This window comes from Paraburkholderia sp. JPY419 (genome assembly GCF_050435705.1).
In the GTDB taxonomy this organism is placed as follows: domain Bacteria; phylum Pseudomonadota; class Gammaproteobacteria; order Burkholderiales; family Burkholderiaceae; genus Paraburkholderia; species Paraburkholderia youngii.
Genome location: NZ_JBNDKV010000001.1, coordinates 776,778 through 789,039, shown reverse-complemented (window position 1 = coordinate 789,039; position 12,262 = coordinate 776,778). Strand labels below are relative to the sequence as shown.

The 12,262-nt window shown below is 62.7% G+C and carries 10 protein-coding genes; 9 read left to right on the top strand and 1 reads right to left on the bottom strand.

The window, feature by feature from the left end:
* Positions 1–321: 321 nt before the first annotated feature.
* From QFZ91_RS03650 to QFZ91_RS03625, 6 genes are all read left to right on the top strand, one after another.
* Complete coding sequence (locus QFZ91_RS03650; RefSeq protein WP_429566272.1) at positions 322–1,635, top strand: serine hydrolase domain-containing protein; 1,314 nt, start codon at positions 322–324, stop codon at positions 1,633–1,635.
* A gap of 38 nt (positions 1,636–1,673) precedes the next feature.
* Positions 1,674–2,540 carry an NmrA family NAD(P)-binding protein gene (locus QFZ91_RS03645; protein WP_429566271.1) on the top strand — a complete coding sequence of 289 codons (867 nt, stop codon included), beginning with the start codon at positions 1,674–1,676 and terminating at the stop codon, positions 2,538–2,540.
* A gap of 69 nt (positions 2,541–2,609) precedes the next feature.
* Positions 2,610–3,623, top strand: a complete 1,014-nt coding sequence (locus QFZ91_RS03640; protein WP_429566270.1) for an aldo/keto reductase — start codon at positions 2,610–2,612, stop codon at positions 3,621–3,623.
* 22 nt (positions 3,624–3,645) lie between these two features.
* Complete coding sequence (locus QFZ91_RS03635; protein ID WP_429566269.1) at positions 3,646–4,821, top strand: MFS transporter; 1,176 nt, start codon at positions 3,646–3,648, stop codon at positions 4,819–4,821.
* Between the two features lie 20 nt (positions 4,822–4,841).
* On the top strand, positions 4,842–5,615 hold the full coding sequence (locus QFZ91_RS03630; protein ID WP_368716445.1) for an SDR family NAD(P)-dependent oxidoreductase: 774 nt from the start codon (positions 4,842–4,844) through the stop codon (positions 5,613–5,615).
* Positions 5,616–5,663: 48 nt separating this feature from the next.
* Entirely contained in the window at positions 5,664–6,395 is a 732-nt protein-coding gene (locus QFZ91_RS03625; RefSeq protein ID WP_429566268.1) for an SDR family oxidoreductase, read from the top strand.
* A gap of 637 nt (positions 6,396–7,032) precedes the next feature.
* Here the strand turns inward: QFZ91_RS03625 and QFZ91_RS03620 are convergent.
* Complete coding sequence (locus tag QFZ91_RS03620; RefSeq protein WP_429566267.1) at positions 7,033–7,752, bottom strand: TetR/AcrR family transcriptional regulator; 720 nt, start codon at positions 7,750–7,752, stop codon at positions 7,033–7,035.
* 347 nt (positions 7,753–8,099) lie between these two features.
* Between QFZ91_RS03620 and QFZ91_RS03615 the strand changes: the two genes are divergently transcribed.
* From QFZ91_RS03615 to preA, 3 genes are all read left to right on the top strand, one after another.
* A complete protein-coding gene (locus tag QFZ91_RS03615) occupies positions 8,100–9,365 on the top strand; it encodes a Zn-dependent hydrolase (RefSeq protein ID WP_429566266.1) in 1,266 nt (421 codons plus the stop codon).
* 125 nt (positions 9,366–9,490) lie between these two features.
* A complete protein-coding gene (locus QFZ91_RS03610) occupies positions 9,491–10,879 on the top strand; it encodes an NAD(P)-dependent oxidoreductase (RefSeq protein WP_429566265.1) in 1,389 nt (462 codons plus the stop codon).
* 48 nt (positions 10,880–10,927) lie between these two features.
* The gene (preA, locus tag QFZ91_RS03605; protein WP_429566264.1) at positions 10,928–12,208 is read left to right on the top strand and encodes an NAD-dependent dihydropyrimidine dehydrogenase subunit PreA; all 1,281 of its coding nucleotides are present in this window, start codon (positions 10,928–10,930) and stop codon (positions 12,206–12,208) included.
* Positions 12,209–12,262: the final 54 nt, after the last annotated feature.

The window sequence follows — 12,262 nt, the reverse complement described above, 5'->3', positions numbered from 1 at the left end:
AAATCGGGGGCGTCCATGTACGGTCATTGGGCCGTTGGTCGGTCAAGGGCCGCTATGGATTGCTCTGCGGTCGTAGCCTCCAGTTACTTCGAACGTCAGCTTTTCGCTTGCGCGATGACAGCACTCGACCTATTCGAACCGGGTCTAGCGCGCACAGTTAGTGACTCTATGTCACTTAACTAATTCCACCAGTGTCATTTTGTTTTTTCTCGCACGTATCCAGAATGCCGTTCATCGAGACGGACAAGAGCAATTCAGATAGCGCGTCGCGTGGAAATCGAGCTGCAACGCTTCCGCTGATGCATATACCGAGGAACAACAATGACCATACAACTGAATCGACGCAAGCTGCTAAAAGGCGCCTCGGGGCTGGTTGCCTCAGCAACACTCGGCTCGTTTGCGGTCCCGAATGTGGGCGCGGCTTCGTCCCCCGAACCACGAAATCCGGGGGTAAGCCGCCTCCCGGATTCCGCCTCGATCGACCAGCGCCTCCGGCACGCGGTTGCGGATGGCACCGTCGCATCCGTCGTCGCGATGGGGGCGACGCGCCACGGACTCGTTTATGAGGGCGCCTTCGGCCCGGCCAATGCCACGACCGGAGAAGCCATCAGCCCCGATACTATCTTCTGGCTGCTATCGATGACGAAGGCGATCACCGCAACAGCCTGCTTGCAACTGCTCGAACAGGGCAAGCTGAAGCTGGATCAGCCTGCGGGCGAGATCCTGCCGCAACTCAAGTCGCCGCAAGTCCTCGACGGATTCGATGCCTCGGGTCAGCCGAAACTGCGCCCGGCGCGCAATGCGATCACGGTGCGTCATCTGTTGGCGCACACGTCGGGATACACGTACAGCATCTGGAGCGACCAGATTAGCCAGTACGAGAAGGTCACCGGCATGCCGGATATCGGCTATTCGCTCAACGGCGCCTTTTCCGCACCGCTCGAATTCGAGCCTGGCGAACGCTGGCAATACGGCATCAGCATGGACTGGGTTGGCAAGCTGGTGGAGGCCGTGACAGACCAATCGCTCGAAGTGTATTTCCGCGAACACATTTTCGAGCCGCTAGGCATGCGCAATACGGGCTTTCTGAACAGCAGTGCCCGGAAAAAACGTGTCGCGACCATGCACAGGCGGCAGGCTGATGGCTCCCTCACACCCGAGGCGTTCGAGACCAACCAGCGCCCCGAATTCTTCATGGGTGGCGGCGGATTGTTCAGCACACCGCGCGACTACATGACGTTCCTGACGATGCTGCTCAACGAAGGAACATACCGCGGAGAGCGAATCCTGAACTCCGATACGGTAAAGACGATGTTCCGCAATCACATCGGCGATCTGCGGGTTCACGAAATGAAGACGGCACAGCCGTCATGGTCGAACAGCTTCGATCAATTCCCAGGCGCCGTGCACAAATGGGGGCTGTCATTCGACATCAATACCGAACCGGGCCCGCACGGACGCAGTGCATGCAGCGCTAGTTGGGCCGGTCTCCTCAACACGTATTTCTGGATTGATCCGGTCCGGCGCGTGGCCGGCTCCCTATTTACCCAGATGCTGCCGTTCTACGACGCACGCGTCGTGGATCTCTATGGCCAGTTCGAGCAGTCGTTCTACGACCGTCTGCCGCGCGCCTAAGCACATCACTGTACCCACACCTCATAAGGAGCAGGAACATGTATGCAATCACTGGGATCACCGGGAAGGTCGGTGGCGCCTTGGCCCGGGAACTCTATGCGGCAGGCCAACCGGTTCGCGGTGTCGTGCGCGATACGGCACGCGCCAGTTCATGGGCTTCGCTCGGATGCCAGTTGGTGACGGCACGTATGGAAGACGCTGCTGCGCTAGCGGCAGCGTTTGAGGGTACAGACGGTGTGTTCATTCTGCCGCCGTCCGAGTTCGATCCCACGCCCGATTTTTCCGAAGCCCGTGCAGTAATCGATGCGGTATCCAAAGCAATCCGCATGGCCCGACCCAAAAAGGTGGTCTGTCTGTCGACCATTGGCGCACAGGCCAGAGAAAGCAATCTGCTGACGCAACGTACGTTGATGGAGCGCGCGCTCAGCGACCTGCCGATGCCTGTGGCCTTTCTGCGTCCGGGCTGGTTCATGGAAAACGCCGCCTGGGATGTTGCATCGGCACGCGACGGTGGCGTGATCCAGAGCTATCTGCATCCGCTCGACAAACCGGTGGCGATGGTCGCGACGGCCGACGTGGGCCGGGTTGCGGCTGGGCTGCTTCAGGAAACGTGGAGCGGCGTGCGCGTCGTCGAGCTCGAAGGCCCGACGCGGATTAGCCCCAACGACCTTGCACACACCTTCGCACGCGTGCTGGGTCACCCGGTGCACGCTGAAGCCGTTAATCGCGAGAGCTGGGAAACGCTCTTTCGTTCGCAAGGGATGCAACACCCGTTGCCGCGCATGCGCATGCTCGACGGTTTCAACGAAGGCTGGATCGAGTTCGAGGGAAAGCCGGAAGAAGTCCTCCGCGGCCGGATCGATCTGGAAAGCGTGCTCGACGCGCTCGTCACCGGCGCTGCGTAATAACAACTCGAAGACCGGATGGTGGCGAGTCTCCCCGTCACCATCGTCTATTGATAAGGGATATCGAAAATGGAATACAGCACACTCGGCCGGTCTGGCCTGCGCATTTCGCGGCTGAGCCTCGGTGCGATGACATTCGGCGCTGGCTCGGGCATCTGGGGTGCCATTGCCGGCCTGGAGTGCGATCAGGCAACCCGGCTCGTCGAACTGGCCGTCGAGCTCGGCGTCAACCTGATCGATACTGCGGATGCCTATTCACAAGGACACTCCGAAGAAGTCGTCGGCCAGGTACTCGATACGCTGGGTCTGGACGAAAGCCGGATGCTTGTCGCGACCAAAGTGCGCTTGCGCACGGGGCCGGGCCACAACGACGTCGGACTCGGCCGCTCGCACATCATGCGCGCGGTCGAAACGAGCCTCAAGCGGATTGGCCGCGATCATATCGATCTGTTCCAACTGCACGACCGCGATGCGCTCGTCCCGATCGACGAAACGCTACGCGCCATGGACGATCTCGTGACACAAGGCAAGGTTCGGCACATCGGCGCGTGCAATTTCAGTGCCGCTGACCAGGAACGCGCCCATGCATTCAGCGATCGCACCGGCCGGGCATATGTCGTCAGCAATCAGGTCCACTCGCTGACGAGTCGGGATATCGAGTACGAAATCATGCCCGTGGCGGCAAGCCATGCGACTGGCCTGCTTGTGTGGAGTCCGCTTGCCGGTGGCTACCTGAGCGGCAAATACGCCGGACATGACCTCAACGGCGGACGCAGATCGAACCTGGACTTTCCCCCTGTCGACGAAACAGCGGGCGCATCGATCCTGGATGTCTTACGTGAAGTCGCGCGTGAACTCGACAGCACGCCAGCGCAAGTGACCCTCGCGTGGATACTGGCACGAAAGCAGATTACGTCCGTCATCGTCGGAGCTAGAACACCCGAGCAACTGGGCGCCAATCTCGATGCACGGAACTTGCAGCTCGATGCCGGGCAGATCGAGCGATTGGACGGTGTTTCCGAGCCTCGCCTGCCATTTCCGTACTGGATGCAGCGGTTCCATGACCGGGACCGCAGCATCTAACTCGAATGCTCACGCTAAAGCCATGAGTACTCAAGAACAAGCACAGGCCGGGCCAACGCGGGTAAATGGACTGGTTTTCCAGCTGGCAGGAGCTTGCGGCATTGTGGCGATGGGAAGCTACCTCTCCCAGCCACTGACCGTCCGGATCGCCGCCGATTTGCGGATGGCGCCCGCTCTGGCAGGGTTCATCGTGACGCTCACGCAAATCGGATACTGCACGGGGTTGCTGCTTGTCTCGCCTCTTGCCGACCGACTGGAGAATCGGCGGCTGTTGAGCACGATACTGGCCGGTTCGGGGGCGAGCATGTTGCTGGCTGCGTTTGCAGCCTCGGGCATCGGATTTTTCGTGGCTGCCGCAGGGATTGGCATCTGTTCTGTCGCGGTACAGCTCGTCGTTGCACACGCTGCCCGTCTCTGCAATGCGGCATCGCGCGGACGTGTAGTCGGAGGGGTGACCGGTGGTCTCCTGTGGGGGATTCTCGCAGCGTGGCCGGTCGCCAACGTGCTAGGCGATGCGCTGGGCTGGAGAGCGCTGTTTCTTCTCGAAGCAGCCGCCATCCTCGCGCTGATTCCGTGGTTGCGCAGTATCCTCCCCGCATATCAGCCCCAGACTCGCAGCAGTTATCCGCAGACAGTTGCATCGCTCCCAGGCTACTGGCGCGTATATCGGGAACTGCGCCAACGGACGTACATCCAGTCGCTGCTCTTTGGCGTCTTCAGTATGACGTGGACGGCGCTCCCATTCTGGCTTCGGCAACGCTACGGTTTTCATGCGACAGGTATTGCCGGCTTCGGGCTCGCGGGCGCGGCCGGCGCGCTGGTGGCGCCGTTGGCGGGGCGTGCGGCCGACAGCGGTCGAACGATCGTCACGTCCGTCGCCGCGATCATTGCTGTTGCGGCGGCAGGCCTCGCACTATGTTTTGATCCGCCATGGGGGGTACTGCTGATGGCGGTTCTCTGTATCAGCGCAGGCGTTCAGGCGAGCCACGTCGTTTCGCAGCGGCGCGTGCTGGCGCTGGAACCGATCGCAGCAAATCGGCTGAACAGCCTGTATGTTGGCGGATTCTTCCTCGGCGGCGCAGCCGGATCGGCATTCGCCGTGCCGCTATTTCGTGGCCATCCGGCGTGGATCGGGGTCGCTGGCGTGTTCGCCGCCGGCCTTGCTCTCGCCTTCGTCAGGTCGCTGAGGTCTTCATAATCACCCTACCGGATATCATCATGTCGCGGATCTTCATTACCGGTTCGACCGATGGCCTGGGCCTGATGGCCGCCGAATTGCTTCTCTCGCAACGGCACGAGGTCGTGCTGCACGCGCGCACGACGCGGCGCGCCGAGGACGTGCGCCAGCGCGTTCCCGCTGCTTCGGGGACGGTCATCGGCGATCTCTCGCGAATATCTGAAATGGAAGCTGTCGCCGACCAGGCCAACCGCCATGGGCCATTCGACGCCGTCATTCACAACGTGGGCATCGGTTATCGCGAGCCGAACAGGATCGAGACGGAAGACGGACTTCCGCATGTGTTTGCAGTCAACGTGATGGCGCCCTACGTGCTGACCGCCCTGATCGAACGGCCACGCCGTCTCGTGTATCTCAGCTCCGGCATGCACCGCGGCACTACTGCCGCCCTCGATGACATCCTCTGGAAAAAACGCCGCTGGAATGGATCGCAGGCTTACGCGGAGAGCAAGCTGCACGACGTTTTGCTCGCGTTTGCCATTGCCCGACGTTGGCCAGATGTCCTGTCGAATGCCCTGGAACCCGGCTGGGTGCCGACGCGCATGGGTGGTCTTTCAGCCCCCGACGATCTCGATCAGGCCCATCGCACGCAAGCCTGGCTGGCGACCAGCGACACCCCTGGCGCAACGGTTTCGGGTGAGTATTTTTATCATCTGCGGCCGCTCGCACCGAATCACGAAACGCGAGATCACAACCCGCAGAACCGGCTAGTTGAAGTGTGCGCCGCGCTCTCCGGTATCCAGTTGCCCGGCTAAGCTCAGGTGCGATGCATGCGCGCCACCCCTCTCCAAATCGGAATCAACATGAAAATCAAGGGTTGCACAGCACTTGTCACTGGGGCCAATCGAGGCCTCGGCAAGGCTATCGTCGAACAGTTGGCGCGGGGCGGCGCGGCAAGAGTCTACGCAGGCATGCGCAATCCCGCGGCCGTGGCGCACGCTGCGATTTCGCCGGTCCGCCTTGACGTTACAGATACTGACTCAGTGGCGCGCGCAGTCGAAAAGTGCGGCGACGTCGATCTGGTCATCAACAACGCTGGCATTCTTCTGCCCACGCCGATGCTTGCCGATGACTCGGAGGAGGCGCTGCGCCGGGAGCTGGAGGTGAATGCGTTCGGCCCGCTGCGCGTCGTCAGGGCATTTGCTCCCATCCTGGCGCGCAACGGCGGCGGTGCAATCATCAACATGCTCTCGGTGGTGAGTTGGTATGTCTATCCGTTCAACGCCACCTATTGCGCCTCGAAGTTCGCCGCACTGGCGATGACTGATGCCATGCGCATCGAGTTGAAGGCGCAGGGAACGCACGTGATGGGTGTCTACGCTGGTTTTATCGACACCGATATGGCCGCTCACGTAACGGGCGAAAAAACCGCTCCGGTCCAGGTTGCCGAACGGATGCTAGCGGGTCTCGAGGCCGGACAGGAGTCCGTTCTTGCCGACACCGCCGCTGAGGAACTTGAGCGTGCGGTCAGGTTCGAGCCCAAGCGTCTTGCCGCCTGGGCCCAGTCGCTTTGGGACGCTCGTCGCGGGTCGTAACGACACAAACGCCAACCGGCTGATCTGATGGCTTTTTCATCATGTCAAAGCCGGCCGAAGCAATAGCCCCTTCGAGCACATATTTGTGGCGGCCGGCTGAACGACCGGAAGACGACCGGCGAGTATGGGCGGTCCTGCGGGGCCTGGGCAGGTATCTTTTGCGTTGCCATGCGTCGAAAGCTGACATTGCATGATCGTTCGCGATTTTGAGCGGTGATGCCGGTGAGCGCAGTCAGTGGCGGTCTGAAGCATCGCCCTGTCCGGCCATGCGAATGGAAATGGGCGTTTCGGGGCCCGAAACGTCGCGGGGCGAGCAATGGCTAGTACGCCTGAGAGCCCGGTTTGAGGCGTTCGCGCGTGCGCGCCGTGAGACGATGAGTCCCGAGCCAGCGATACGTGATCGCATCGATAGTCCCAGGTCCGTCAGCCTTTGATTTGACACAGGTGAAGTGTTCAGCGATTTTATGACGCCTTGGCCCAATTTCAAAGGTCCCGTCCGGCGCTGTCTGCGAAGACACGCAGTGCAGTTTGCTATCCTGACCATTCAGAGCGGAGTCCACCATGACACCGCTACGTCGACGCATGATCGAGGATATGCGCGTGCGCAATCCTTCCTTGCGGAAGATCGCTGTCGTCGTCATTCGGCCTGCGATCGCGCTCCGCTCGCTCGCAGGATCATGCTCACCACTTCTTCCGTAGTCGCCTCGAAGCGCTTCGGCGCTAGCGCGCGCTTGCCCGAGAGCGCGCATATCTGTGCCTCGAAATCGGCATAGTGCTGAGTGGTTGCCCAGATCATGAACAGTAGCGTCGGCGGATCGACGGGCGCGAGCAAGCCTTTGGCAATCCATCGCTCGATCAGCTTCACACGTGTGTCCATCCACGGCTTCACGCGTTCGAGCAGGATCTCCTGCATATGCGCCGCACCGCTGATGATTTCGTTGGCCCACACCTTCGAGCCGAGCGGGCGGCGCCGTGACAGGTCCATCTTGGCGCGTACGTAGCCGCCTATCGCCTCGACCGGATCATCGCTTGCATCGAACAGGTTGGCGGCCGCGTTCCATTCCTCGAAAACATCGTCGAGTACGCGCCAGTAGAGCGCGAGTTTGGTCGGGAAGTAGTAGTGCAGATTGGCCTTCGGCAAGCCCGCGCGCTCGGCGATCAGCGCCGTGCTCGCGCCTTCGAAACCGCGTTCGGCGAACACGGCTTCGGCACAGGCGAGCAGGTGGGATTCATTCGACGCGCGAATCGAGGCTTTGCGCCGACCGCGCTTGTGCGTTGCGTCAGCGGCTGGCAGCGCCGGCGCGGTGCCGCGCGTCCCGAGGGGCGCGGCTCGCGCGGTGGGTTCGTCGTTGCGCATAGTGTTCGGTCCATTCGAAAGAAACAAAAAGCGCGTCGGCCGCGCGCATGCCGGCTTCATTGTAGCCACGATGCAAGTGCGTCGCGTATTCACCCGCATCGAAAAACACGCGCAACGCGGACGTCAGCTAGTTTTCGCGCACTGCAGCATCAATGGCACGGTTCTCGCTCGTAACTCCGCATTGAATTAGCGAAGTTTATCGTCTAAAACCTGTCCAATCGGACAGGATTAGAAGGGCGGGATTTCAGGAGCCGCACAGTGCTACCCAGGCGTGCACCGCGATGGCTCTTCGCGCCCCACGCGGTGGCATGCACGCACGTTTGACGAACACGGACAGGAGGACACGTATGAACGCAGTAAGCGAAGCCGCGCTGACGACCGCGATCCACGTGAACGGCCAGCGCTTGTGGGACAGCCTGATGGAGATGGCGAAGATTGGCGCCACCCCCAAGGGCGGCGTGTGCCGTCTCGCGCTGACCGACCTCGACAAGCAGGGCCGCGATCTCATCGTGCAATGGGCGAAAGAGGCGAACTGCACGGTGAGTGTCGACCAGATGGGCAACGTGTTCATGCGCCGCGCGGGGCGTGACAACGACCTGCCGCCCGTGATGACCGGCTCGCACGCCGACTCGCAGCCGACGGGCGGCCGCTTCGACGGTATCTATGGTGTGCTCGGCGGGCTGGAGGTGATTCGCTCGCTGAACGATTACGGCATCGAAACCGAGCGGCCTGTTGAAACGGTGATCTGGACCAACGAAGAGGGCTCGCGCTTCGCGCCGGCGATGGTCGCCTCCGGCGTATTTGCCGGCGTGTTCACGCTCGGTTACGGGCTTTCGCGCAAGGACGTCGACGGCAAGACCATCGGCGAGGAATTGCAGCGGATCGGCTATGCGGGCGCAGTGCCGTGCGGCGGTCGCAAGATTCACGCTGCGTTCGAACTGCACATCGAACAAGGGCCGATACTCGAGGCCGAAAACAAAACGATAGGCGTGGTCACCGATGCGCAAGGCCAGCGCTGGTACGAAGTCGTGCTCACGGGGCAGGAAGCGCACGCGGGGCCTACGCCCATGCCGCGCCGGCGCGACGCGCTGCTGGGCGCCTCGCGGGTCGTGCAGCTCGTCAACGAAATCGGCCTGCATCACGCGCCGCTCGCGTGCGCGACGGTCGGCATGATGCAGGTGCATCCGAATTCGCGCAACGTAATTCCCGGCCGCGTGTTCTTCACCATCGACTTTCGCCATCCGCAGGACGAGGTGCTGGCGCAGATGGACGCAGAGCTGCGCGAAGGCATCGCGAAGATCGCGCAACTGGGCAAGCTCGGAGCCGACGTCGAGCAGATTTTCTACTACGCGCCCGTGCCGTTCGACGCGGCTTGTGTGAAGTCCGTGCGCGCGGCGGCCGAGCGCTTCGGCTATTCGAACCGCGACATCGTGTCGGGTGCAGGTCACGACGCGTGCTATCTCGCGACGGTCGCGCCGACCTCGATGGTGTTCGTGCCGTGCATCGACGGAATCAGCCACAACGAAGTCGAGGACGCGACGATCGAATGGATCGAAGCCGGCGCGAACGTGTTGCTGCACGCGATGCTCGAACGCGCGAGCGAACCCGGCTGACGCCCAACGATTGAATACGAGCGGTCTCAGCGCCGCGCTGTCTTTCCAACGATTCCCCTGTACCGGCCGCGCGCCTCACGCACACGGCCGGCGGACCCGTGTTTTGCCTCGCAAGGAGCACCCGGATGTCCCAGACCACCTCGAATGCCGCCGACGGCATCGCCCCAGGCCGTCTCAGCGCCGAGCAGCTCGGCTGCAATTTTGCCGACGTCGCGCCGCCGCTTTCCGCGAACGCGGCCGTGATCGCGGCCGACCGCTGTCATTACTGTTACGACGCACCTTGCGTGAACGCGTGCCCCACGGGCATCGACATTCCCGGCTTCATCCGCAAGATCGGCAACGGCAATCTGAAGGGGGCGGCGCGCGACATTCTGAGCGCGAACCCGCTGGGCGGCATGTGCGCGCGAGTGTGCCCCACCGAAATTCTCTGCGAAGGCGCCTGCGTGAGAAATCATCAGGATGGCGAGCCGGTTCGGATCGGCTCGCTGCAACGTCATGCCACCGACTTCCAGATGGCGCGCGAAGCCGCCGGCGCGCCGGCGCTTTTCAAGCGCGCGAGCGACACAGGCCGTCATGTTGCGGTGGTCGGCGCGGGGCCCGCGGGTCTTGCCTGCGCGCACACGCTCGCGCTGGCCGGGCATCGCGTGAGCGTCTTCGATGCGGGCAAACATCCGGGCGGTCTGAACGAGTACGGCATCGCGGCGTACAAGACCGTGGATGATTACGCACAGCGCGAGGTGCGGTGGCTGCTTTCAATCGGCGGGATAGAACTGCGCCAGGGCCAGCGGCTGGGGCATGACGTAACGCTGGCAGAACTACGCGCGGCGTACGACGCGGTGTTCATCGGCGTGGGACTTGGCGGCACGCAGACGCTGTCCATCGAAGGCGAAATGCTCGACGGCGTGCTCGATGCGGTGGATTTCATCGCAGGCGTTCGCGCGGCCGACGATCTGGCCAGCGTGCCCGTCGGCCGCAAGGTAGTGGTGCTCGGGGGCGGCAATACGGCAATCGACGCCGCCGTGCAAAGCCGCAAGCTGGGTGCTGATCAGGTGACGCTCGCCTATCGTCGCGGCGCGGCGCAGATGAGCGCCACCTGGGCCGAACTGGAATTCGCGCGTACCCAAGGTGTGACCGTGTCCGAGTGGATGAAGCCGTTGCGAATCGTCGGCTACGACACCGCGGTGCAGGCCGTGGAATTCGAGCGCACGAAGCTCGATATGACCGGTGCGTTGCTCGGCACCGGGGAGATCGTGCGCGTCGAGGCCGATATGGTGCTGAAAGCGATTGGCCAGAAGCTCTTACCCGCAGGCCTCGACGGGCTGCAATTCACTGAGGGTGGCGGGCGCATCGCAGTGGACGCGAACGGCGCCACCTCGCTCACGGGCGTTTTCGCAGGCGGCGACTGTGCCGGCCACGCCGGAACCGATCTGACCGTTCAGGCCGTGCAGGACGGCAAGCTCGCCGCGCACGCGATCGACCGCTTCCTTGCGAACCTGTCTGCGAGAGCCGCCTGAGCCGCGCCAAAGCTACATCGAATCCAGCTAAAACGAAGGAGTCGCATCATGGCCGACTTGCGCTGCACGATTGCCGGCATTCAATCGCCGAACCCGTTCTGGCTCGCTTCCGCGCCGCCCACCGACAAGGCCTACAACGTCAACCGGGCGTTCGAGGCAGGGTGGGGCGGCGTGGTCTGGAAGACGCTCGGGCTCGACCCGCACGTGGTGAACGTGAGTTCGCGCTACGGTGCGACTACCTGGCGCGGCCAGCGGATCGCAGGCCTGAACAACATCGAGCTGATCACCGATCGGCCGCTCGACGTGAACCTCAAGGAAATCGCGCAGGTGAAGCGGGACTGGCCCGACCGCGCGCTGATCGTCTCGCTGATGGTGCCCTGCAACGAGCATGACTGGAAGTGGATCCTGCCGCAGGTGGAAGCGACCGGCGCGGACGCGGTGGAACTCAACTTCGGCTGTCCGCACGGCATGAGCGAGCGCGGCATGGGCGCAGCGGTCGGACAGGTGCCCGAGTACATCGAAATGGTCACCCGCTGGGTGAAAGAAGGCACACGCCAGCCTTGCCTCGTGAAGCTCACTCCGAACGTCACCGACATTCGCCACGGCGCGCGCGCGGCGATGAAGGGCGGTGCGGACGGCGTCTCGCTCATCAACACGATCAATTCGATCGTAGGCGTCGATCTCGACGTGATGGCGCCGCTGCCCACCGTGGACGGCAAGGGCACGCATGGCGGCTATTGCGGTCCTGCCGCGAAGCCGATTGCGCTGCACATGGTCGCGGAGATTGCGCGCGATCCGCAAACGCACGGCTTGCCGATCTCCGGGATCGGCGGCATTTCCGACTGGCGCGACGCGGCGGAATTCATCGTGCTGGGAGCGGGCAGCGTGCAGGTTTGCACCGCCGCGATGCACTACGGCTTTCGCATCGTCGGCGACATGATCGACGGCCTGTCCAACTGGATGGACGACAAGGGCTACGCCAGCCTCGACACGATTCGCGGCCGCGCCGTGCCGAACGTCACCGACTGGCAATACCTGAACCTCAACTACGACATCAAGGCACGCATCGATCAGGATCGCTGCATCCAGTGTGGGCTCTGCCACATCGCCTGCGAAGACACCTCGCATCAGGCGATCACCGCCATCCGCGATGGCCAGCGCCACTTCGAGGTGGTCGATGCGAACTGCGTCGGGTGCAATCTATGCATGCATGTTTGCCCGGTCGATCAATGCATCACGATGGAGCGCGTCGATTCGGGCGAGCGCTACGAGAACTGGACCACGCACCCGAACAACCCGGCGCGTGTCGCCGACCCGAAAGCCGCCTGACACGTTGAAGCCGCACCGAGCCGAACCCCACGACAAGCGACGGAGAACCCACTT

What these genes read in the sequence shown, in the direction of transcription:
- QFZ91_RS03650 (WP_429566272.1), top strand. Translation starts at nt 322, where the DNA reads ATGACCATACAACTGAATCGACGCAAGCTGCTAAAAGGCGCCTCGGGG.
- QFZ91_RS03645 (WP_429566271.1), top strand. Translation starts at nt 1,674, where the DNA reads ATGTATGCAATCACTGGGATCACCGGGAAGGTCGGTGGCGCCTTGGCC.
- QFZ91_RS03640 (WP_429566270.1), top strand. Translation starts at nt 2,610, where the DNA reads ATGGAATACAGCACACTCGGCCGGTCTGGCCTGCGCATTTCGCGGCTG.
- QFZ91_RS03635 (WP_429566269.1), top strand. Translation starts at nt 3,646, where the DNA reads ATGAGTACTCAAGAACAAGCACAGGCCGGGCCAACGCGGGTAAATGGA.
- QFZ91_RS03630 (WP_368716445.1), top strand. Translation starts at nt 4,842, where the DNA reads ATGTCGCGGATCTTCATTACCGGTTCGACCGATGGCCTGGGCCTGATG.
- QFZ91_RS03625 (WP_429566268.1), top strand. Translation starts at nt 5,664, where the DNA reads ATGAAAATCAAGGGTTGCACAGCACTTGTCACTGGGGCCAATCGAGGC.
- QFZ91_RS03620 (WP_429566267.1), bottom strand. Translation starts at nt 7,752, where the DNA reads ATGCGCAACGACGAACCCACCGCGCGAGCCGCGCCCCTCGGGACGCGC.
- QFZ91_RS03615 (WP_429566266.1), top strand. Translation starts at nt 8,100, where the DNA reads ATGAACGCAGTAAGCGAAGCCGCGCTGACGACCGCGATCCACGTGAAC.
- QFZ91_RS03610 (WP_429566265.1), top strand. Translation starts at nt 9,491, where the DNA reads ATGTCCCAGACCACCTCGAATGCCGCCGACGGCATCGCCCCAGGCCGT.
- preA (WP_429566264.1), top strand. Translation starts at nt 10,928, where the DNA reads ATGGCCGACTTGCGCTGCACGATTGCCGGCATTCAATCGCCGAACCCG.